The organism is Bacillus sp. FSL R7-0646, from assembly GCF_037969865.1.
GTDB lineage: Bacteria > Bacillota > Bacilli > Bacillales > Bacillaceae > Bacillus > Bacillus licheniformis.
The window spans coordinates 445,893-469,135 of record NZ_CP150217.1 but is presented as its reverse complement, the minus strand read 5'-3'; the positions used below and the strand labels follow the sequence as shown (position 1 = coordinate 469,135).

Here is a 23,243-nt window from a genome sequence, read left to right as displayed (position 1 = left end):
GTCACCTCATCATTTAAAATATACACAGATTTTTTGATCTCCGATTTGTTGGATCGGAATGTCCATATCATAGATGTCTTTCAGCACCGGCGTTTGGATAATGTCTTCCGCCGGCCCCTCTTTTACAATCCGCCCGTTTTTCAGGGCTGCGATTCTGTCGGAATAAACCGAGGCGAAATTAATGTCATGAATGACAATAACGATCGTTTTTCCGCGATTTTCGACAAGGTCTTTCAAGAGCTTCATAATCTCTACTGAGTGTTTCATATCGAGATTATTCAATGGTTCGTCAAGCAATATATAGTCGGTATCCTGAGCAATGACCATCGCGATGAAAGCGCGCTGGCACTGGCCGCCGCTTAACTGATCAAGGTGTTTATGCTCAATGTCTCTCAGCTTCATGTAATCAATCGCTTCATCGACATATGCCCAGTCCTCTTTCGAGAGCCTTCCCTGTGAATAAGGAAACCTGCCGAAGCTGACGAGCTCCCTGACAGTCAGCCTGATGTTGATCTGGTTGGACTGCTTTAAAATGCTGATTTTTTTTGCTAAATCATTGCTTTTGTAAGCCCCGATTTCTTTGCCGTCAATCAGCACTTTTCCGGCGTCCATGCCGATCAGCCTGCTGATGATGGACAAAAGCGTGCTTTTTCCCGCTCCGTTCGGTCCGATGAAGGACGTGATCATTCCTTTTTGTATCGTTAAAGTCGTGGGATGAACAACGGTCTGCTCTCCGAATTGTTTCATGATATCTCGTACTTCTATCATTATTTACGCTCCTTCAGCAACAGGTAAATAAAATAAATCCCGCCGATAAAATCAATGATCACCACGAGCGTCACCGTTAAACCAAACAGCTTTTCAACAATGAACTGGCCTCCGACAAGCGCAATGATGCTGAACAAAACCGCTCCGGGAATCAGGACGCTGTGCTTATACGTTTTAAATACCTCCCGGGCCACATTGACGACGAGAAGCCCCAAAAATGTGATCGGACCCACGAGGGCAGTAGACACGGAAACGAGAACGGCGACGACGATCAGCATTTTCTTCACCGTCCGGTCGTAATCGATTCCGAGGTTGACGGCTTGATCCCTGCCGAGCGAAATCACGTCAAAGTACGGATTAAACCGCCAAGCGTAAACGAGAATCGCCAGAATGACGAGCGAAGCAAGCACTAAAATGTCCGTATTCAAATTGTTGAAGCTGGCAAACATCTTGTTTTGAACGACTTGGAACTCGTTCGGATCGATCAGCATCTGCATAAAGGATGACAGGCTTCTGAACAATGTGCCGAACACGATTCCAACGAGCAGCAGCAGGAAGATGTGCCTTCCCCCGCGGCGGAACATCAGGAAAAACAGCACAAATGAAAAGCAGACCATCAAACCGGTAGACAATAGAAAATTGCCGTTTTTGCCAAGGTCAGCGAGTTTGGCTGCACCGAAAAAGAAAATAATCCCGGTTTGCAGCAGAACATAGAGAGAATCGAGTCCGAGGATGCTCGGCGTCAAAATTCTGTTGTTTGTGATCGTTTGGAAAATCATCGACGAATACGCAATCGCTGTACCGACAATGATGATCGCAAAAACCTTGGCAAACCTCCGCGGAAGCGCATATTCCCATACAGACGGCAAACCGTAGAACAGAAACAGCCCGATGCAGACTGCTGCTATCACGATGAGTACAAGCATTTTCTGTTTATGACGCATAGGCTTTTCTCCTTAAAAGCAAGTAAAGAAAAACGCCGCTCCCGATGATGCCGACCATCAAACCAACCGAAATTTCGTACGGGTAAATGACGAGACGTCCCGCTATATCGCAAAACAAGACGAAAACGGCTCCGAGAACCGCCGTGTGAGGCAGGCTGTTTTTCAAATGATCTCCCCTGTAAATGGACACGATGTTCGGGATGATCAATCCCAAAAAGGGAAGCGTGCCGATCGTCAGGATGACGACGGACGAAATAATAGATACGATGATCAGCCCGATATTGACCACCCGCTTGTATTTCAAACCAAGATTGATGGAAAATGACTCCCCCATCCCGGCCAACGTGAATTTATTGGCGAACAGATAGGCAATGATAACGAGCGGTATACTCAGAAATAAGAGCTCATACCTCCCCTTCATGACGAGCGAAAAATTCCCTTCAAACCATGCATTGACGTTTTGAATAATATTGTACTGATAAGCCATGAAAGTAGAGATGGCGCTGACAACGCTCCCGAGCATCATTCCGACGAGAGGGATGAAAATCGCATCTTTGAACTTGATTCTGTCCAAAATTTTGACGAACAAAAAGCTGCCAAACAGTGCAAAAACAAAGGCAAACAGTATTTTGACTACTATCCCTGCAGACGAAAAAAGCACGATCGCAATGATCACGCCGAGCCGAGCCCAATCCATCGTTCCAGCGGTGGTTGGTGAAACAAATTTATTGCGCGTCAGCTGCTGCATGATCAGCCCGCAGATGCTCAAGCTCATTCCCGCAAGCACGATGCTGATCAAGCGCGGGATTCTGCTTATGTAAAGCGTTTGAATTTCGTCCTCATTAAAGCGGAAAAGGTCAAGAGGCGAAAGCTCCTTAACGCCGATGAATATCGAGCTGAATGAAAGAATGATGAGCATTAGCAATAAGTATCGTAATTTCATGCTGCAGTAGCCTCCTTGCACAACAAAGCAACCCCTCCGCCGACGTTAATGATTATCATTATCAATAAGGGCCTTTATATATCTTACCATTTTTTCTGACATAGTCAATAAGATTAATAGATACAAAGGTTGAAGTCATGCGATTTCCCTATGATGAGTCCTCCTCAAAAACACATTTGTTCTTTCCTGAAAGAAAAACCTTGATTCTTCTTGTAAAAAGCGCAATAATTAAAATTAAATTTATTTCGAAAATTTAAACTTTAGGAGATGTAACAAATGAAAGTCGTTAAATTTGGAGGCAGCTCGCTCGCATCAGGAGCCCAGCTAGAGAAAGTATTTCAAATCGTCACTTCCGATCCGGAAAGGAGGGCCGTCGTCGTATCGGCACCCGGAAAACGGCATCCCGAGGATACGAAAGTAACTGACCTGTTAATCGAATGCGCCCAACAGTACCTATTATCGAAAGAAGCGACCGGCCTGGTTGAGGCGATTGTCGGACGGTATGCCGATATCGCGCTAGAGCTCGGGCTTGCCGATGACGTGATCAACCGGATCCGGGCAGACCTGCTTCAGCTGCTCGAAGGTGATAAAACAAATCCGGAACGGTTTATTGATGCGATCAAAGCTAGCGGCGAAGATAACAATGCCAAACTGGTAGCGGCCTACTTCAGGCACCGTGGAGTTGAAGCACATTATGTCAGTCCAAAAGACGCCGGGCTGTTCGTGACGAGCGAACCCGGCAACGCACAAGTGCTGCCCGAGTCCTACGACAATCTGTTTCAGCTGAGACAGCAAAAGGGCATCATTATCTTTCCCGGCTTCTTCGGATTCAGCCAGGAAGGAGAAGTGATGACGTTTTCGCGCAGCGGCTCTGACATTACGGGCTCCATTTTAGCGAATGGATTGAAAGCCGAGTTGTATGAAAACTTCACTGACGTTGACGCCGTTTATTCTGTCAACCCGGCGATCGTATCCAACCCGAAAGAAATCCGCGAGCTGACATACCGGGAAATGAGAGAGCTGTCGTATGCCGGCTTTTCCGTCTTTCATGATGAAGCATTGATCCCTGCTTTCCGGGCGCGCATACCGGTTCAGATCAAAAATACAAACAACCCGGACGCAGAAGGGACAAGAGTTGTCGCCACACGCGACAACACGAACGGACCTGTCGTCGGGATCGCCGGCGACAGCGGATTTTGCAGCATTTACATCAGCAAATATTTGATGAACCGAGAAATCGGCTTCGGCCGCCGCGTCCTGCAAATCCTTGAAGATGAAGGGCTGACATATGAACACATTCCGTCCGGCATTGACGATATTACGATCATTTTAAGGCAGAATCAAATGGATCAAGCAGCAGAAAAACGGATGATCAAACGGATCAAGGAAGAGTTGGATGCTGATGAAGTAGCGATTGAACACAATATTGCCCTGATCATGGTCGTCGGCGAAGCCATGCGCCATAACGTCGGAACGACGGCAAGAGCGTCAAAAGCATTGTCTGAAGCCGGCGTCAACATCGAAATGATCAACCAGGGCTCCTCGGAAGTCAGCATGATGTTCGGCGTTAAGGAAGCTCAGGAAAAACAAGCGGTCCGCGCATTATACCAGGAGTTTTTCGCAAAAGTTCTCGTTTAAAAAAGCCCCTTTTTTATGGGGTTTTTTTGTTGTCAGAAAATGTCCCCTTCCCTTAAATTGCCTGCCCTAAATTGATTCACAAAACCGTTTTGAAAGCCGATATGTAAAGTAAATAAATTGATGGGAGAACACCATATGAATCTGTTGAGAAATATAAAAATCAGAAGCAAACTGTTTGTCATCATTATCATTTCGGCGCTGGCTTTGTCAATTGTAGGCATCCAGGGGGTAGGCGGGCTGAGCAAGCTTTCCAAAGGTTCCGAGATGATCTATCAAGATCAATTGATTCCCAACCAGTTGTTTGCAAGATTAAAAGCGAACAACCTCGATCTTGATACGTACAAATTCGAGTTAATGGTGACGAAAGACAGCGATCGAAATGAAACTTTGCAAAAAAACATCAAGGAAAAAAACGAAGAAAACAACACCTTAATGGAAAAGATCGATCAGCTGAAATTAATGGACAACGTCTCTGAAAAATACGAGAGCTTCAAAAGCGAATACAAGAAATTGCAAGATATCAGCAGCCAGATGCTCAGCTTGGCGGTGAAGAACGAAAATGACAAAGCTTATGATGTCTATCTAAAAGAGATGGAGCCTCAAAGAGAAACGGTCAACCAGCTGATTGAAGACATTCAAACGCTAAATGCTGACAACGCCAAAACGATCTATCAGCGGGATTCTAAAGAAGCCGGTTCCATCATCACGCTTCTCATCATTGTGATCGCAGCATCGCTTGTTTTATCCATCTCGATCGGACTCTTAATGACAAGGCTGATCACAAAGCCGATCAAAGACATTCAGGCGCTGTTCGCAGAAACAGAGCAAGGCGATTTTACTGTCAAAGGAACATATCAATCGAAGGATGAATTGGGATTGCTGACCGCATCGTTTAACAAAATGGTAGCAGGCGTCCGTTCGATCATTGAAACGGTCGGCGAAACGTCCCACCAAGTTGCTTCATCATCACAAGAATTGAGCGCCAGCGCTGATGAAAGCACAAAGGCTCAACGACGATCCAGGAGCTTGCGGTAGGCTCTGATCAGCAGGTGGAAAGCGTTGAAAACAGCAGAACCGTTATTAAGGGAATGACCGAGTTTGCCGGAAGAATTTCTTCTAGCGCCGAAAAGGCAGCCGCCACCGCAGACCAGACGGCGCTGATGTCGCTTGAAGGCACGAAAGCCATTGATAAAGTGAGCGCACAAATGCAGTCTATTAATGAAACGGTCGTTTCTCTTTCAGAAGCATTTAAACATTTAACAGAACGTTCAAATGAGATCGGGAATATTACCGAAGTGATTACGAGCATCGCTGAACAAACGAACCTGCTAGCTTTAAACGCGGCCATTGAAGCGGCCAGGGCTGGAGAACAAGGAAAAGGCTTTGCCGTCGTCGCGGATGAAGTCAGAAAATTAGCCGAGCAATCGGCCCAGTCAGCAGAACAGATTACAAGGTTGATTACGATCATTCAAAACGATACAAAGCAGACGATGAACTCGGTCATTTCGGCAACCGGCGAAGTCAAAGAAGGACTTGTCGTCGTTCATGAAGCCGGAGGCGCTTTCCAAAAAATCGAAAACTCGATAACTGAGGTTGTCACACAGATCAATGATGTGACAAACTTGGTGAAAAACCTGACAGCCGGCACAAGCGAAATCGAAACCGCGATTTCCGGCGTCAAAGAAGTAGCCGAGACTGCAGCGGGAAGCACGCAAACGGTTAGTGCGGCAACCCAGGAGCAGCTTGCTTCAATGGAAGAAATCGCCGCCGCATCACAGATCCTCGCGCAAAACGCCGAAGAGCTGCAGCACCTGATTCAGAAATTCAAAAATTAAAGATTAACAAAAACCCGCCAGACGCTGTCTGGCGGGTTTCTATTCATCATCATCTCTCGCCGTCAGCGGCAGGCGGATGATAAATTTTGTTCCTTTGTTTTTCTCGCTTTCAATCTCTACCGTGCCGTTGTGAAGGGAGACGAGCTGTCTGACGATCGACAGCCCCAGCCCGTATTCTCCGTAAGGTGTGTTTGTCCGTGATAAATCCGCTTTATAAAAACGATCCCAAATGTTTTCGATATCATTTTCATCAATGCCGATTCCGGTATCCTCTACTTCGATCACCGTCTCCTTGTAGTCTTCCCGGCCTCTCAGCCAAACGGTTCCGTTCGTTGTGAATTGAATGCTGTTCTTCGTAATATTGACGAGAATCTGGATGAGCCGGTCGTAATCGGCATTGACCATTACATGATCTTCCACATCGAGGATCAGCTGATTCTGTCTCTCCTCCGCCTGAAGCGCCAGCTGCTCTTTAATGATTTCAAACACTTCGATCAGCGGATAATGCAGCTTTTGCAATGTAATCTGGTTGGAGCGGATTTTTTCATAATCAAGGTTTTCGTTGACGAGGCGAATCAGCCTTTTTGTCTCCTCCGTGATCAGCTTCATACATTTATCCTGCTGGTCTTCGGGTATCGTCTGGCTGTTCATCCCTTCCACTAAACCGCTGATCGTCGTCAGCGGCGTCTTCAGCTCATGTGAAACGTCAGTGATAAACTGCCTTCTCCGCTTTTCGAGCCGGTCGATTTCCTCGCTTGAGCTTTTTAGCTTGCGGGCCATAATGTTAAAGTCGTCGCCCAAATCACCGATTTCATCCTTATTGCGGTTTTCGATATGGATGTCATAATCCCCGGCCGCGACTTTTTTCGTGGCGTCGCGGAGCTTCTGAATGCGGGCGACATGGAATTTCGACGTCAGCCAGCTTAAGAGAATAGCGACTAAGATGACACCCGCCGCCGTAAAGAGCATAAAGCGGTTCATGTCGCTGATCATTTCTTCGGTCCCGCTGATCGGAGCGGTCAGCAGAATGCCTCCCTGAAATTCATTGTTGACGATGTTGGGCAGAGCGACGACCGATACTTCCTCATTAAAACGGTTAAAGTCGGTTTTGACGACAACGGCCTTTCCATCTTTAAGCTCTTTCCATTCTTCATCACTGAGCAGCAGTTTTCGCGGCCGCAAATCGGCCGGCGTCATCAAGATCTCTTTCTTTTCATTAAACAGAAAAAAGCTGATCTTCCTGCTTCGCAAAATTTCCTCAAACGGCTTCATAATGGCCGGCGCTCCTTTCGGCCGCATCTCCATTTCGCCCATGATGCGGTAGCCGTAGGAAGACAGCTCATCGACTTTGCTCTCGTATGCAAAGTCTTTGGCAAAGTGTGAAAACAGCGCCCCCGTGATGAGAAAAGCCAAGACTAATATACTGATGTGACTGGCCAGCAGCTGATAGAGATACTTAATCTTCATCGAACTTGTACCCTACTCCCCATACGGTGTAAAGAAACGGCCGCGAGTCGCTGCCAAGCTTTTTTCTCAGCCGTTTAATATGAACATCCACAGTCCGCTCGTCTCCGTAGAATTGGTATCCCCAAACCTGCTCAAGCAGCTGCTCCCTTGAAAAAACCTGTTTCGGGCTTTGCACCAAGTAATACAATAAATCGAACTCCTTAGGCGTCAAATTTTGAATTTGAACGCCGTCCAAAAACACTTCTCTCGTTTTTTTATTGATTTTAAAATGTTCCGTTTCAAGCGTGTCGCTGTCAGCGGAATCCTGCCGGCCGGCGTTTTGATATCTCCGGCTCACCGCTTTGATTCTCGCCACAAGCGCCAAAGGGCTGAACGGCTTGGTCACATAATCATCAGCCCCGAGCTCAAAACCGAGCACCTGGTCTGATTCCGTATCCTTTGCCGTCAGCATAATAATCGGAACCGTGCTCTCTTCTCTGACCTTTTTGCAGATCGTGACCCCATCCATCGACGGCAGCATGATATCGATGATCAGCAAATCCCAATCACCTGATTTAAAACGGTTATATCCTTCGAGTCCGTCATGGACGAACTCTGTTTCAAATCCTTCTTTTGCAAAAAACATCTCTGTCATAGTACATACGCTTAAATTATCTTCAATCATTAATATTTTCATCGTAAAAGTGCCTCCGCTAGACAAACGTTAGATTCATTTTACATAGGGCCCAGCCATTTCTCAATTCCATTCTGAACATTTAAAGGTCTGGCAACAGTTTGGTCATAATTTATTCATAAGTAGCGGCTAAGATGAAATCAAGCATAAGGCAAAAGTCCTGCTGCCGTTAGATTTGGCAGCAATAATAAATGAAATAGATACGGAGGAATCACGCGTTATGAATTTTTTCAAACGAGCCTTTTGGAGCATGAAAGCGAAAAAAGGAAAAACACTTTTACAATTGTTTGTTTTCACGATGATTTGCGTGCTCGTGCTGACAGGAATTACGATCCAGTCGGCAGCCGTGAAATCGAGCGAACTGGCGAGGGAACAGCTCGGAGGCAGCGTCACGCTCAAAGTTGACAGGGAAAAAATGATGAAAGAACAGCAGGACTCAGGAGACCGGAAAAGGTTTGAATCGACCCCCGTTTCTCTCAAATCAGCCGAGAAACTTGCGAGCCTTTACCATGTCAAAAGCTATAACTTCATCTCCTCAACATCTGCTTTAGCGGACAACTTCGATCCGATCGAAAGCGGTGACGAGGATTCAACGGACTCAAACAGCGATCAGCCGGCCGGATCGGGCGGCAATGAACAGGGCGGCCGGCAAATGATGCAGGCTGACGTATCAATCGAAGGTGTGACAAGCACAGCCCTCGTCGACGAATTTGCCGACGGGACGTCCAAGATCACGGAAGGCCGTGCTTTAACAAAGGATGATGTGAATGAAAAAGTCGCCGTGATTGAAGAAACGCTTGCCGAAGAAAACGAGCTGAAGGTCGGCGATACGATCAAAGTCAAAGCGAGCAGCGATGAAGATGCAACGATCAATTTAAAAATCGTCGGAATCTATAAAACGACTTCATCCGGAGACAATCAAGCGCAAAACTTCGCCTTTTTAAACCCTTATAACAAAATCTATACACCATATACGGCGGCATCGGCCTTAAAAGGCGACGATTATCAAAACGCGATAGATGAAGCGGTCTACAATATGGACGACGCCTCCAACATCGACGCTTTCATTGCGGCTGCCAAGAAAACAGGCATTGATTTGGATACATTCACATTGGACGCCAATGACCAGTTGTACCAGCAGATGGTCGGCCCGATTGAAAATGTCGCCTCCTTCTCGAAAAATGTCGTCTATCTTGTCACGGTCGCCGGGGCGGTGATTCTCGGACTGATCGTCATGATGTCAATCAGGGAGAGAAAATACGAAATGGGTGTTCTGATGGCGATCGGCGAAAAACGCCGGAAACTCATCGGACAGTTTTTAACCGAAATCTTAATGATCGCAGTGCTTGCCATCGGGATCTCAGCATTAACCGGCAGCCTGATTGCAAAGCAAATCGGGAACCAGCTCTTGAGCCAGCAAATCGAACAAACGTCAGCTAGCCAGTCTGCAGGCGGAATGATGGGCCCAGGCGGCGGAGGCTTCTTCGGACAAAGTACTGCTCAAGTCTCAGCCATTGATCAGCTCGACATTCAAGTATCCTTCGGGAACTTAATGGCACTTGGCGGAATCGGCCTTTTAATTGCGATGTTCGCGACACTCCTTCCGTCCATATCTGTTTTAAGGCTCCATCCGAAAACGATTTTAACAAAACAAGAATAGAAAGAAGTGAAGATTATGGGCAGTATTTTAGAATTTCAGAATGTCGGCTATTGGTATAAAAATCAGGATCAGCCTCTATTCGAGGATATCAGCATTCAATTCAGCCAAGGACTCTTATATACGATTGTCGGGACTTCCGGTTCCGGCAAAACCACCTTTTTATCGTTGGCGGGCGGACTTGACGCGCCAAAAGAGGGGAACATCCTCTACAAAGGAGAAAACATTTCAAAAATCGGACTGACCAGCTTCCGCAATCAATATGTATCGATCGTTTTTCAGTCCTATAACCTGCTGCCGTATATGACGGCTCTCCAAAATATCACGTCGGCCATGGAAATCACCGGATCTCAGGTCAAAAACAAGGAACAATACGCTTTGGAGATGCTCGAAAAGGTCGGCATCGGCGAAAAGCAGGCCAGACAGAAAGTATTGACATTAAGCGGCGGCCAGCAGCAGCGTGTCTCCATCATCAGAGCGTTCTGCTGTGACACGGATTTAATCGTCGCCGATGAACCGACAGGCAACTTGGATGAAGATACATCAAAAGACATCGTCCGGCTCTTTCAAAACCTTGCCCACCAAGAAAACAAATGCGTCATCATGGTCACCCATGATGAACAGATCGCAAAGGTATCCGATGTCAACATCACGCTTTCAAGGGGCGGCTTTACCGTCAAAAAACGCATATCAGCAGGATAAGGGGAGCGGCATGAGCCGTTCCCCTTCTTTTATTATGAAGCAAATGCTTCTGCAGCAGCAGCCAAATAATACGAGAGGCCTGTTTGCTGATTTTCAAGCATTCCGCGATGAAAATCGTCTTCGATAAAGAAGCGTGTCTGGGACTGAAAATCGTCGGGCGTAATTCCCAAAAACTTGAGGTGCCGTTTAATTGCAGTCTTCACTTGTTCATGGTCGTGTTTGACTCCGTCTCTGAGCGCTTCGGCCATTCCATTCATAAAACGGGCCGCCTCTTCAGCTTTTTCATTCATTTCTTCCGCTATGACTGGTTCTCCTTTCAGCAAATCGACATCATACGCCTCCTTCAAATAGCGGTTTTGTTCAGCGAGCGCATCCTCCCATTCCCTGCTGCTTGAAAACCCTTTGAACATGCTTGATTGATCCATTGCTTCTCCTTTCCCGGCCTGCTGAATCGAGAGATCGATCGTAGAAATAAGCTGTTTAATTCTGTCCAAACGGGCAGTGAAAAGACGTTTCTGCTCAGACAAAATCGTCAGTCGATCAGCTTTGCCGTCCAGTATTTGCTTAATTGCCTTGAGCGGAAATTCGAGCTCCCGATAAAACAAGATGTGCTGCAGCCGTTCCAGCTCTTTTACCCCGTAAAGGCGATAGCCGGCATCCGTCACCTCCGCGGGGCATAAAAGTCCGATTTTATGATAGTGTTACAGCGTTTTGATCGTGATATTCGCCAAGCGAGCCACTTCTTTTACCGTATAGAGCATCAAACCTCACCTCGTCTGTCATGTTAAAGGGTGCCCTAAGGGCGGGGTCAATCCATTACATGGCCTTTTTTTTATTTTTTTTCATTTTCACATAAGTGACTATGCAAATAAAAGCGGGAAGGATCACCTGCATCGGCAAATGGACATATAATGGAACAAACTCGATTCCTTCTTTAACATGCTCTGAAATATTGCTGGCAATGGAGACGGACAAAATCAAAATAATAATGCCGATGACATGAACAACTTTGGAGGGGTTTTTAAGCTTGAATAAAACGGTCACGCCTTCGGTTACGGCATACATGAAAATGCTCATCTTAAAAAAACCGCCTATCACCAGCACGAGCATGAAAAATACATCAAGCCTGTCCAAGAATTCGGCGACTTGAATCGTCTGGATCGTACTCAGCAATGGGAAGCGCGACCGCATATTGAGATCGACGCCAAGCACGCTGATGTTCAATGCGACATTAAAAGCCAGGATGAGGCCGCTGATGGCAATTCCCAACAACCCGGCTTTTTTCGCTAGTTTCTTTTCCTTTAAATACGGCAGGATCAATGTAAAGGCGATAATTTCTCCAAACGGAAAATACAGCGTTTGCGTGAACACGGCATGAAACATCGGACCGGGTCCGTTTCCAAGAATGGGCAAAAGCTCTTTCGGTTTGATCAAGCCTGACGAAACTATCAGGATTAGGCCTGTGACAGCAAGCCAAAACATGATGCCAAACAACAGCTCGCCTGAACGGGCAAGGACCTCGATTCCCTTCCTCACAGTAAAAATACAAACTGCAATCAACAATCCATTAGCGAAGATAATCGGCGTGTTCGGATAAGCCGATGTCAGCAGCATTTCTCCAAAATCGCGCAAAACCCTTGCCGCAATGTAACAATAATAAACAATGTAGATAAATGTCATGCTCCAGCCAACCGGTTTTCCAAAAATATTCATCAGCGTTTCATAGGGAGAGGCGTCGGGATTCACCTGGTAGAAAAAGTGATGCATCATAAACAAAGCCAGCCCTCCGACTGTTCCGAACAAGATCGCGATCCAGGCGTCCTGTTCGGCAGATTGTCCTGGAAAAATCAGCAGAGAGCTGCTGAGTTCAAACAGAACAATAAGCACGAACAGCTGTGCAGCACTGATTTTTGCTTTCTCCATTTAAAGCCCTCCTCTCTCTTTCATTCAAGAACGCCCTTCATGATGATTCAAAATGTTCGGATTGTTTCTTAAACCTGTTCTTCGTACGTATGCATTAACCGTAATGTCGACGTCTGTGTCAGGAAAATACCGATTGCTCCATTCACCCTCCATCTTTTTCCACACTTCGGGGTGGGTGCGATACACAACATCACCGAATTGCAGAACATCCGTCTTGTTCCGCTTAACAATGTCAATCGTATTCTGCAATTCATTTTTCAGTTCCTTTGCCACCTTCCTTTCGATATCGCTCAGCACTTTTGGATCATCCAGGTGAATCGGCACAGTTGTTTCGCCGATGTCCCCTTCCATAGCCACGTCAACCGAAATCGCCGGTTTGTCGTTTTTCAGGTGAGATCCGATTTTTGTTTTTTGGCGGATGACGTCAAATGTGACGGCATCTCTCTCATGATTCATTGGAATTGTCAAATACGTTCTGCTGATTTTATTGCGCAGCCATAAAACGCCTCTCGCCGTTTTGCCTTCAAGCCAATTGACGAGCTTTCCCTCTTTAATGACCGCCAAGCCGTCCGCTTCGACTATTGCCTCAGGAGATGTAGACTGCACGTTTTCCATTTTTTCACCCTTTTCCTTGTTTCCGGTTACTTTAAAGGAAGAAATAATCGGGTGCTTTGCCTTCGATGTTAAGCACTTGATGACATCCTGGACGCTCGTTTTCATATGTTCTCCCAAATGCTCTTCGGTAAATTGCAGCGTTTTGTTTACTTTATTTGACGGGATCTTATCGATCGGCGTCAGCGTCCGGATGAATGTTTTCGCTTTTTGGCCGCGGGAAATAATAATCGTCGCCGTTGTACGAAAATCGGTGTCCCGGTCAAGAACATCCAGAATTTTGATCAAGCCTTCCTCCTTGGCGAGTTTTTCATCGACAACCACGAGGTTGGTGTGGGAGTAATAAATTTCCCGCGACATTTTTGCTGACGCATGTCTGCTCATTTCCGTCAGATTGTTGCCCGTCACAGAATAGCTTGAAATCGGCGGCCTGTCTCCTCCCTGTCCGCCTTGAAGGCCGCCTGTCACATTGATCGGATTGACGATCTGATAGCTTAATTCGTAATCTGTATCTTTACCTTTATCAATACCGATGGCAGTGATCAGCAGCAAATCTGTCAGCTCTCTTTTATCCCAGCACCCTTGAAGAAGGACAATGGCGGCAAGTAGGAGCACAATTTTAACGATTCGTTTCATTTGGATCACCATCTTCTTGTTTTGTCTTCATATCGCCTGAATCCGGGGGCTCGGGTTTCTGGTATTCTCCTTGGCGCACCTTATTGTCGTTGCCGATCAGTTCAGGCCGCTTCTCATGTGTCCACCAAGGCAGACGAACGATGGCGTCGCCCCAGTTTTTCAAAATAAACGGCGCAAAAGGAGTCATATATGGAACACCGAAGGAACGCAGGCTGCATAAATGGACAAACATGATGATCAGTCCAAGAATAATGCCGTAAAAACCCGTCGTCGCCGCGGCTAATATGAAGAAAAACCGGACGAGCCGGGCGGAAATCGCCATGGAGAAAGAAGGTGTAGCAAAACTTGAAATCGCTGTGATCGCTACGATGATGACCATCGCCGGCGACACAATCCCGGCCTGAACCGCCGCCTGCCCAATGACAATGGCTCCCACAATCGAAACGGCTGAACCTATCGCTTTCGGAAGCCGGATGCCCGCCTCCCGCAAAATTTCAAACGAAATTTCCATGATCATGGCTTCGACCACAGCCGGGAACGGCACGATTTCACGCTGCGCGGCAATTACGATTAAAAGCTCCGTCGGGATCATTTCCTTGTGAAAAGTCGTCGCACCGACGTAGACGGCAGGCGCAATCAGCGAAATAAAAAAGATCAATACGCGTAAAAAGCGGATAAACGTCGCAATGTCAAAGCGTGAATAGTAATCTTCAACAGATTGAAAAAATTGAATAAAAACGGCAGGGACAAGCAGAACAAACGGTGTACCGTCAACAAAAATGGCGATTCTTCCTTCAAGCAGGTTTCCTGCGACCATATCCGGCCTTTCAGTATGATATACCGTCGGAAAAGTCGTAAATACGGCGTCTTCAATAAACTGTTCAATGTAGCCCGATTCAAGGATGCTGTCGATCTCAATGCTTTCCATCCTTTTTTTGACTTCTTTCACCGTTTTCGGGTCGCATACCCCATTGATATACATGATCGCTACATCGGTTTTTGTGACGCTTCCCATCGTCGTTTTTTCAACCCATAGATTCGGGTTTTTAATAATTCTGCGCACCAAAGAAATATTCGTGTCGAGCGATTCGATAAATCCTTCACGTGAACCGCGGAATGCCTGCTGATTCTCAGGCTCCTTGATCGAGCGTTTTTCACCGCCTTTCGTGGTCGTAATAACCGCTTTTGCCGTCCCCTCGGCCAAAATGATCGTATTTCCTGCCATCAAAGATTCGAGCACTTTGTCCAATCGCTTTTCTTTTTCGACACCGCCCAGGGCAACGGCATCACTTGCAATCGTCTCAAGAACCTCCCTGCCGTACTCCTTTTTCGCCAATTCTTCGGAGTTCATGATCGATTCCAGCAAAAAATCGTGAATCGCTTTATCATCTGTAATGCCGCCGACATAAACGACGGCTATTTCAATTTTTTCGCCAGCGCCCGTTTTTAACTTGCGGATGACAATATCGGAGCTGTTTCCGGTCATTTCTTTAATCAGGCTCAGGTTTTCGGCAAGCAAGGGACGCACAAACCCAGACAACTTTACGGTTTCCGGGTTCTTATCTCCGCTCATTAGAGATTCTTGTTTGTTATCTTTTTGATGACGACCTTTAAAAAAGAATGGCATGGCTGTCAGAATCCCCTTTTCGTTTTTCATATTTTTCCTTGCGCAAGCACATTTATACTATTCCCGGGTGAATAGTGCTTTATGAAAGGAGAAAAAATAACGGGGAACGGAGAGTGGTGCAAAGTTGAAATTAATCGGAATCGGGCTTTTATTATTAGCTTCCTTAGAGGCTTTTGCCGTCATGCTGGATGTATTTCAAGGCATGACCTTGCAAAGAGCCATTGTAAACTCCCTGACGTTTGCCATCCTGGAAGTGGGCGAGTGGATCATCATCCTTTTATTTTTGTTTATCATTTTTCTCGAAGCCTCGGAAAGCTTTCGCAAAAAGAGAAAAAGGACATAAAAGGCTCCCTGTCCAAAGGGAGCTTAAACTTCGATATTTCCATTGACTGTATCTGTTTGGTGGGAATGGATCATTCCTTTGACAATCGTATTGCCGATGATGAGCGTTTGCCTTGACGTATTGGTTTGAATGGCCGTTACTCTTGCTTCCGTATTGCTTCGAAGCGTGTTGTTGAGGATCGCCGAGTCCGACGATTGGTCAAGATAAATGAGGACAGCCGGCAAGGACGGCCTGCTGAGCGTTATCGTATTGCCGATAACCTCGTGTGTTCCGCGGGTGAGAAACACCGTGACGATCAGCGGTGAATCTTCAATATAGTTTCCGATAATTTTTGTATGCTGATTTGTCGAGCAGTATATTGGAAAGTTTCTGAAGCGTGTGATGGTGTTTTGTTGAATAACTGCCGAAGCTGTGTTTGTGACGGATACAGCATATGACTCCGGCACCGTTTGAAAGCCGTTCGGCGAAATAAAGTTTCCTTCTATTACAGCATTTCCTTGAGATATCCATATGCCTCTGGAAAATTGCTTAATGACGTTATGCTTGATTTGGACGTCGTTCCCTGTGCTCCTGACAGCAAGAACGACATTTGCAATATGATTGCCGGAACATGTTACATTGTCTGATTGCGTGATGCTGAAAGCGGTGCCGGACCTTTGTTCAGGTACGTCGTTTTCAATATAATTTCCTTCAATGAAGACTTGCGACGCTTGATAAGCAAGAATTCCGGCATTTACAAAATCACGGATTTTATTCCCCGTAGCAAAAACGCTTTTTCCGCGGATATCTATGCCTGTCGTAAAACCGGAAATCAAATTTCCCTTTATTACGGCATCGCTTCTTTCTTCCAAAGCCCCTACACCGAGGCCGTTAATTCCAGTGCTCTGCCCGGTGAATTCGGGATTTTTCTTGATGATATTGTTTGCAATCGTCGTCCCCGTTCCATAGCCGTATGAAATGGTACCGTCTGCAACATTGCCTTCGATGATGACAGAAGTACCGTTGAAGTTGGAAACGGCATGATTGACATTGCCTTTTAACACGTTGTTTCTGATGATGACATTGACGGGTTCTTCATAGACGATGCTTCCTTCACTATAGCCTTCTATATCAATGCCAAAGCAAGGAGCGGTTCCGTTTCCTGTTCCCGCATCTGCAATTTCGCATCCTTCTACAAGAACATTGTCGCACCCTGTGATGGACAAGTTATTTCTTCTGGAGCGCCTGATATCGCAATTGGTTACCTGAATACGCTCTGACGGTCTATACCCTTCTCCTCCGTTGCTGATAATGATTCCGTCTCCTGTAAAATCGGCTATTCTCACGTGTTCAATGACGACATTTGACGCCCCTTCGATGCAAATTCCGAATCCCCATTCATGGGTCGGCCTCGGGGCCGGTGTATATGTGTGTTCATCTCTTTCACCAATGATGCTGCCTCCGGATATTTTTATATCGGATGTTCCGCCTATATAAAAAGCAGCGTATCCCCATGAACTGTTCGGCTTTACCTTGATGACAGCCTCCGCGTCCATCAAAATTTCAATATTGCCGGGAACATTGATGCCGGCGCCGCGAAACGGAGCCCGCGGGTCGCCGTTTTTCGTCCCGTCAATCATGTACGTGCCGTTCGGTATCCATACCGTGTTGTATCCCATCGACTTTGTCCATGCCAAACATTCGTTGATCGCATTTGTGGAGTCTGTTTTGCCGTCGCCGACAGCGCCGAACTTTGTCGCGTCAACCACTGTCATTCTCATTTCATCAGGTTGCTGCTGCACGCTGTTTTCAGCCTCCTTTTGTAAAACGGTTTGCGTTATATATATGCCAATCTAGTAAAATCCGCTTGTACATAAATAGATAAAATTTTATTAAAAAATCTTTCAATCCAAATTTTCTCCCAAAATTTTTTTCTATCCGCTTGTAAAGCGCTTCACAACTTGTGGCATCATCGATCAAAAATTCAAATCGATTGAAGGTGTATTGACACGAACATTATATAAGAATATGATTTTTATAATAGACATAGAAAGAGAAGGAGTATTGCGAATGTCAAACCATCAAAAAGAAACTTTTCAAAACATTCCGCAAAAGGGGTTTTTTGGACATCCCCGCGGACTCTTCACCTTATTCTTCACTGAATTTTGGGAGCGCTTTTCATACTACGGCATGAGAGCCATCCTTATCTATTATTTGTATACAGAGGTGACAAAAGGCGGCCTCGGGTTTGATCAAACGACAGCGAACTCGATTATGGCCGTATATGGTTCCCTCGTCTATATGTCCGGCATTATCGGGGGCTGGATAGCGGACAGGCTCCTCGGAACTGCAAACACCGTGTTTTACGGCGGCGTGCTCATTATGTTCGGACACATTCTTTTGTCATTCCCGGGAAGCGTCCCCGCTTTCTTCATCAGCATGTTCTTGATCATCATTGGGACAGGCCTTTTAAAACCTAACGTATCAAGCGTTGTCGGCGATTTGTACAGCCCTGAAGACACCCGCCGCGATTCTGGTTTCAGCATCTTCTATATGGGAATCAACCTTGGCGGATTTCTCGCGCCGATTATCGTCGGCACAGTCGGTCAGACATACAACTACCATCTCGGCTTCAGCCTTGCTGCCATCGGCATGTTGTTCGGACTGCTGACCTATTTAGCGACGCGGAAGAAAAACCTCGGATCTGCCGGAAGAACGGTACCGAATCCGCTCACACCAGCTGAAAGGAAAATGGTGTTCGGACGGATCGGGATCGGTGTTTTGGTGATCGCTGCCATCTTTGGCTATTCCATCTTTATGGGCTGGATGACAATCAAGCTGTTTACGATGATCGTCAGCTGTCTCGGCATTTTGATCCCGCTGATTTATTTCATCGTCATGTTTAAAAGCTCCAAGACGACGAGTGATGAACGTTCCCGTCTCACGGCTTACATTCCGCTGTTTGTCGCATCGATGATGTTTTGGGCGATTCAGGAACAAGGCGCCAATATTTTAGCCACCTATGCAGATAAACGCACTCATTTAGAATTTTTAGGTGTCCAATTGCATTCATCTTGGTTCCAGTCGCTGAATCCGTTGTTCATCGTTGTGCTTGCACCGGTTTTCGCATGGATTTGGATGAGGCTCGGAAACCGTCAGCCGTCAACGCCGACGAAGTTTTCACTCGGGTTGATTTTAGCCGGACTGTCATTTGTCGTTATGATTTTCCCTGCTTACATCAACGGCACTGAATCGCTTGCCAATCCAATGTGGCTTGTGCTCAGCTTCCTGATCGTCGTTCTTGGGGAATTGTGCTTGTCTCCAGTCGGGTTATCCGCAACGTCAAAGCTGGCTCCTGCTGCTTTCTCAGCGCAGACGATGAGTCTATGGTTCCTGTCAAACGCTTCTGCACAGGCCATCAACGCACAGATCGTCAGATTTTACAGCGTTGATACCGAGATCGCCTACTTCGGCATCATCGGCGGTGTATCCATCCTGCTCGGGATCATTTTGATGCTGCTGTCACCGAAAATTCAGAAATTTATGAAGGGTGTTAATTAAAAAGCAATAGGCTGATACTCCTTTTCTTCTGTTTTTTCGCAGGATATATACATTTCGATTTAATGAGAGATAGGGAATACCTGTTAAAGCAAAACCCCCGGAAAGAATTCCGGGGGTTTTCTCTGCGGCTTCGTATGCTAAATCTCACAGCCCCTTTAAACCACCGCTTTTTTAACAAAAGTTTACATTTCCTCAAATGATAGTTTTCATTGATTTGCTAGTATAAGTGTTATCAAAAGGAGGTTAATATATGAACTTTTACAAAACGCTCGCCTTATCAACTCTTGCGGCATCCTTATTGTCTCCCTCATGGAGCATTCTCCCCCGTGCCGAAGCTTCAGCTTATAAGGACTTCTCGGTGACTGCCGATGCAGAGACAGAGCCGGTGGATACCCCTGACGACGCGGCAGATGACCCGGCGATTTGGGTTCATCCGAAGCAGCCTGAAAAAAGCCGGCTGATCACAACAAATAAAAAATCTGGCTTGATCGTTTACGATTTAAACGGAAAACAGCTGGCAGCCTATCCGTTTGGCAAATTAAACAACGTCGATCTCCGCTACAATTTTCCGCTCGATGGCAAAAAAATTGATATTGCCGGGGCCTCAAACCGGTCAGACGGCAAAAACACGGTTGAAATATACGCCTTTGACGGCGAAAAAAACAAGCTGAAAAACATCGTCAATCCTCAAAAACCTATTCAAACCGATATTGAGGAGGTGTATGGTTTCAGCCTGTATCACAGCCAGAAAACCGGCAAGTTCTACGCCATGGTGACCGGAAAGAACGGAGAATTCGAGCAATATGAACTGTTTGACAACGGAAAAGGACAAGTCGAAGGCAAAAAGGTCCGCTCATTCAAAATGAGCTCTCAAACAGAAGGGCTTGCAGCAGATGATGAATACGGCAAAATGTACATCGCTGAAGAAGACGCTGCGATTTGGTCTTTCAGCGCCGAGCCAAACGGCGGAGATAAAGGAAAAATTGTCGATCGCGCAGGCGGAACGCATTTAACCGCTGATATTGAAGGGCTGACGATTTACTACGGAGAAGACGGCGAAGGATATTTGATCGCGTCCAGTCAGGGCGATAACCGTTATGCCATCTATGACCGGCGCGGGAAAAACGACTATGTCACCGATTTTTCAATTGATGACGGTAAAGAAATCGACGGGACAAGCGATACCGATGGAATCGACGTCATCGGCTTCGGCCTCGGCAAAAAATATCCATACGGCATCTTTGTCGCCCAAGACGGCGAAAATACGGAAAATGGACAGCCAGCCAATCAGAACTTCAAAATTGTCTCCTGGGAAAAAATTGCTGACGCGCTGGACGACAAGCCTGATATCGATGATCAGGTCAATCCCCGAAAACTGAAAAAACGAGCCAAATAACGACGGATCCGCGGGAAATGCCCGCGGATTTTTCACATTCCTTTATGTTAAGATAACTATTAATGGAGGGATGGTATTGCGTTTAAATCTCTATGCCGTAGTGTTTATCATGTTGGCGGTTTTATCATGTTTCTCTGCGTTTTTAATCAAGGTGTATTGGCGTACACTTCTGCTGTCATCTTCCTGCTTGCAGCTGCATTTTGCACGAAGCGTCGGCCTGAAAAGTAAGGCTTCCTAGGCCTTATGGCTTCTCCGTAAAATGCTCGTTCCGTAAGGTGGCAGTTTGAGCGCGCCTTTTTTCTGGGTTCCCTTTAAAACGTCCGTGTATGTTTCCTCCGGAAGCGAGACACTTCTGCTTTCCGCTGTAAAATTCATCACGAAAATATAATCGTGGCGGCCGTCTGTGCGGAGCTGGGCGGTGACGCCTTTCGGGAGCTCTGTATCGAGCACTTTGGCAATCCCGCACTCTTCAATGAGCCTGGATATAAACGCCTCTTGGAACGCCGCCTCATTCCTTGAAGCGATATAGTAGGCCTTCCCGTCTCCGAACAAATTGACCGTCAGCGCCGGCCGGCCCGCGTAAAAATCATCCTCGTACGCAGCGAGCGCTTCGGCCCCTTCTAAATGAATCAGATCGCAAAGCTCGCTGGCTTCATAGCTTCCGCTTAATCCGAGCCTGTTTTCTTCATCCATTACAATGGTATTTTTCTGTCCGTCATGAAGAGCATCGATCTCCTCAGACCAAATGCCGAGCGTTTTTCTTAAGCCCCCAGGAAACCCTCCCAGGAACGTAAGATCATTCTCATCAACAATGCCCGACCAATAAGTGGCGACAAATGTCCCTCCGTTTTGAACAAACTGTTCAATCCTTTCAGCGGTGCCTTCCTTCAGCATGTAGAGCATCGGGGCGACCAAAAGCTTATAGCGGGAGAAATCAGCCTCCATGTGAATCACATCAACCGGTACGCCTTCCCGCCAAAACGGTTCATAAAACGATTTGGCGGTCCGTTCATAATGCATTCCGATATTGCGCGGACCTTGGGCATCTTCCAAAGCCCAGCGATTCTCCCAGTCAAATATAATCGCGGCCTCGGGTTCGACTGTCGTCCCTGCGACGTCCTCCAGCTTTTCGAGCTTTTCCCCGAGCTTTTTCACTTCCTGAAAAACGCGCGTATGCTCTGATCCTTCATGATCAACGACTGCTCCGTGAAATTTTTCGCTTGACCCGCGGCTTTTCCGCCATTGAAAATACTGAACGGTGTCCGATCCGTGAGCGACTGCCTGTAATGACGACAATTCATGCATACCGGGGCGCTTCAGCTTGCTGACATCCTGCCAGTTCGTCATGCTCGGCGTGCTTTCCATCAGCATGAACGGCCGGCCGCCTTTAAGAGAGCGATTGATGTCATGAACAAAAGCAATATCGGCTCCAAGCCGGCTGTCTTCCTGCCGGCTGTTGTGCCATGCCGGATAAGAATCCCACGAGATGACATCAAGCAAATCGGCAAACTTCCAATAATTCAATCCGGCATACGTTCCCATAAAATTCGTCGTCACAGGCAGATCAGGGTTAAACGAACGGACGTGGGCGATTTCATGCCGGCAAAAATCAACCGTTTGATCCGTGACAAAACGCTTCCAGTCCAAATTCAGACCGTGAACGGCATCCTCGCCGTGCGGAGCCGGCGACTCGATCTCGTCCCAATCTGTATAGGTATGGCTCCAAAACGATGTCCACCATGCATCATTAAGGCGGTCCAGCGTTTTGTATTTCGCCAGCAGCCACTCTCTGAACTTGTCTTGGCAAAGTTCACAATGGCATTCTCCGCCGTATTCATTAGAAATGTGCCAGCCGATGACGGCCGGGTGATGCGCATAGCGCTCCGCGAGCTTTCCGTTTATGATCGCCGTTTTCCGGCGGTAGACAGGCGACGTATAGCAGTGATTGTGCCGCTTTCCGTGAAGGTTTCTGACCCTGTTGCGCTCCGTTCTCAGCACCTCTGGATACTTTTTGGACATCCAAGCCGGTCTGGCACCGCTCGGTGTAGCCAAAAACGCATAAATTCCGTTTTCCTTGAAAGTATCAAGAACCTGATCGAGCCAGTCAAATGTAAATCTTCCTTCTTCAGGCTCGAGCGAAACCCAGGAGAAAATGCCGACAGACATCACATTGCAGCGGGACAGTTTCATCAGGCGGATATCTTCTTTTAATACGTCCGGATATTTAAGCCATTGATCCGGGTTGTAATCGGCTCCATGCAATAGTCGGGGAACTTTCCGGCTGATCGGGGGATACGGTTTGACCATCCTACAGTTTCATCCTTTCTTCCTCGTTTTCATATGACGCGGAGACGGACATGACACTAAAAACGCTTTCAAAAACAGGTTGTTAGATTATATACTCTGTTTTCTTCCTTCTTTCCTGCCTGGTGGATGAATTTTCCTGTATGATTGAATTTATCTTTCTTTATTTGTAAAATATAATCTATCATTAACATTTTTAACTTTATTTCCATACACTTGACTAAATCAACTATTT

19 protein-coding genes are annotated in these 23,243 nt (G+C 46.6%); 8 read left to right on the top strand and 11 right to left on the bottom strand.

From position 1 onward, the window contains the following. Positions 1-9: 9 nt before the first annotated feature. The 3 genes from MKY62_RS02345 to MKY62_RS02335 are packed head-to-tail and all read right to left on the bottom strand — an operon-like array spanning position 10 to position 2,655. Entirely contained in the window at positions 10-768 is a 759-nt protein-coding gene (locus tag MKY62_RS02345; RefSeq protein ID WP_003178940.1) for an ABC transporter ATP-binding protein, read from the bottom strand. After that, entirely contained in the window at positions 768-1,712 is a 945-nt protein-coding gene (locus MKY62_RS02340) for an iron chelate uptake ABC transporter family permease subunit (RefSeq protein ID WP_003178939.1), read from the bottom strand. The genes MKY62_RS02345 and MKY62_RS02340 overlap by 1 nt, the downstream gene beginning before the upstream one ends. Continuing rightward, complete coding sequence (locus MKY62_RS02335) at positions 1,702-2,655, bottom strand: ABC transporter permease (RefSeq protein ID WP_003178937.1); 954 nt, start codon at positions 2,653-2,655, stop codon at positions 1,702-1,704. The genes MKY62_RS02340 and MKY62_RS02335 overlap by 11 nt, the downstream gene beginning before the upstream one ends. 276 nt (positions 2,656-2,931) lie before the next feature. On the opposite strand from MKY62_RS02335, the gene MKY62_RS02330 reads away from it, so the two are divergent. The 3 genes from MKY62_RS02330 to MKY62_RS02320 all read left to right on the top strand — a co-directional run bounded on the left by MKY62_RS02330 (position 2,932) and on the right by MKY62_RS02320 (position 6,128). Further along, on the top strand, positions 2,932-4,293 hold the full coding sequence (locus MKY62_RS02330; RefSeq protein WP_003178935.1) for an aspartate kinase: 1,362 nt from the start codon (positions 2,932-2,934) through the stop codon (positions 4,291-4,293). Positions 4,294-4,428: 135 nt separating this feature from the next. Continuing rightward, on the top strand, positions 4,429-5,328 hold the full coding sequence (locus MKY62_RS02325; RefSeq protein ID WP_237711627.1) for a methyl-accepting chemotaxis protein: 900 nt from the start codon (positions 4,429-4,431) through the stop codon (positions 5,326-5,328). Positions 5,329-5,342: 14 nt separating this feature from the next. Further along, positions 5,343-6,128, top strand: a complete 786-nt coding sequence (locus MKY62_RS02320) for a methyl-accepting chemotaxis protein (RefSeq protein WP_237711628.1) — start codon at positions 5,343-5,345, stop codon at positions 6,126-6,128. 39 nt (positions 6,129-6,167) lie between these two features. Here the strand turns inward: MKY62_RS02320 and MKY62_RS02315 are convergent, their stop codons facing one another. Continuing rightward, on the bottom strand, positions 6,168-7,595 hold the full coding sequence (locus tag MKY62_RS02315) for a HAMP domain-containing sensor histidine kinase (protein WP_009330185.1): 1,428 nt from the start codon (positions 7,593-7,595) through the stop codon (positions 6,168-6,170). After that, the gene (locus MKY62_RS02310) at positions 7,585-8,271 is read right to left on the bottom strand and encodes a response regulator transcription factor (protein WP_003178929.1); all 687 of its coding nucleotides are present in this window, start codon (positions 8,269-8,271) and stop codon (positions 7,585-7,587) included. The genes MKY62_RS02315 and MKY62_RS02310 overlap by 11 nt, the downstream gene beginning before the upstream one ends. A gap of 217 nt (positions 8,272-8,488) precedes the next feature. Between MKY62_RS02310 and MKY62_RS02305 the strand changes: the two genes are divergently transcribed. Beyond that, entirely contained in the window at positions 8,489-9,928 is a 1,440-nt protein-coding gene (locus MKY62_RS02305) for an ABC transporter permease (RefSeq protein ID WP_003178927.1), read from the top strand. A 15-nt stretch (positions 9,929-9,943) separates the two neighbouring features. Continuing rightward, positions 9,944-10,627, top strand: coding sequence for an ABC transporter ATP-binding protein (locus MKY62_RS02300; protein WP_003178925.1), 684 nt, complete (start codon positions 9,944-9,946; stop codon positions 10,625-10,627). A 32-nt stretch (positions 10,628-10,659) separates the two neighbouring features. On the opposite strand, the gene MKY62_RS02295 is transcribed toward MKY62_RS02300, so the two are convergent. From MKY62_RS02295 to MKY62_RS02280, 4 genes are all read right to left on the bottom strand, one after another. Next, positions 10,660-11,316, bottom strand: coding sequence for a MerR family transcriptional regulator (locus tag MKY62_RS02295; protein WP_231105879.1), 657 nt, complete (start codon positions 11,314-11,316; stop codon positions 10,660-10,662). A 127-nt stretch (positions 11,317-11,443) separates the two neighbouring features. After that, positions 11,444-12,550, bottom strand: coding sequence for a GerAB/ArcD/ProY family transporter (locus tag MKY62_RS02290; RefSeq protein WP_003178920.1), 1,107 nt, complete (start codon positions 12,548-12,550; stop codon positions 11,444-11,446). 24 nt (positions 12,551-12,574) lie between these two features. After that, positions 12,575-13,798 (bottom strand): Ger(x)C family spore germination protein, encoded by a 1,224-nt coding sequence (locus MKY62_RS02285; protein WP_003178918.1) that lies wholly within the window; start codon positions 13,796-13,798, stop codon positions 12,575-12,577. Continuing rightward, positions 13,782-15,371 (bottom strand): spore germination protein, encoded by a 1,590-nt coding sequence (locus MKY62_RS02280; RefSeq protein WP_338134426.1) that lies wholly within the window; start codon positions 15,369-15,371, stop codon positions 13,782-13,784. Before MKY62_RS02280 ends, MKY62_RS02285 begins: the two co-directional genes overlap by 17 nt. A gap of 178 nt (positions 15,372-15,549) precedes the next feature. Here MKY62_RS02280 and MKY62_RS02275 point away from each other — a divergent pair, with 178 nt between their 5' ends. Further along, positions 15,550-15,768 (top strand): hypothetical protein, encoded by a 219-nt coding sequence (locus MKY62_RS02275; RefSeq protein ID WP_003178914.1) that lies wholly within the window; start codon positions 15,550-15,552, stop codon positions 15,766-15,768. Between the two features lie 23 nt (positions 15,769-15,791). On the opposite strand, the gene MKY62_RS02270 is transcribed toward MKY62_RS02275, so the two are convergent. Further along, positions 15,792-17,528, bottom strand: coding sequence for a right-handed parallel beta-helix repeat-containing protein (locus tag MKY62_RS02270; protein ID WP_025805989.1), 1,737 nt, complete (start codon positions 17,526-17,528; stop codon positions 15,792-15,794). 289 nt (positions 17,529-17,817) lie between these two features. Here MKY62_RS02270 and MKY62_RS02265 point away from each other — a divergent pair, with 289 nt between their 5' ends. Together MKY62_RS02265 and MKY62_RS02260 are read left to right on the top strand one after the other, a co-directional pair. Then, entirely contained in the window at positions 17,818-19,308 is a 1,491-nt protein-coding gene (locus tag MKY62_RS02265) for an oligopeptide:H+ symporter (RefSeq protein WP_003178909.1), read from the top strand. A gap of 250 nt (positions 19,309-19,558) precedes the next feature. After that, positions 19,559-20,704: a phytase gene (locus tag MKY62_RS02260; RefSeq protein ID WP_003178907.1), complete on the top strand. Its 1,146-nt coding sequence runs from the start codon at positions 19,559-19,561 to the stop codon at positions 20,702-20,704. A 234-nt stretch (positions 20,705-20,938) separates the two neighbouring features. On the opposite strand, the gene MKY62_RS02255 is transcribed toward MKY62_RS02260, so the two are convergent. Further along, positions 20,939-23,011: a beta-galactosidase gene (locus tag MKY62_RS02255; RefSeq protein ID WP_003178905.1), complete on the bottom strand. Its 2,073-nt coding sequence runs from the start codon at positions 23,009-23,011 to the stop codon at positions 20,939-20,941. Positions 23,012-23,243: the final 232 nt, after the last annotated feature.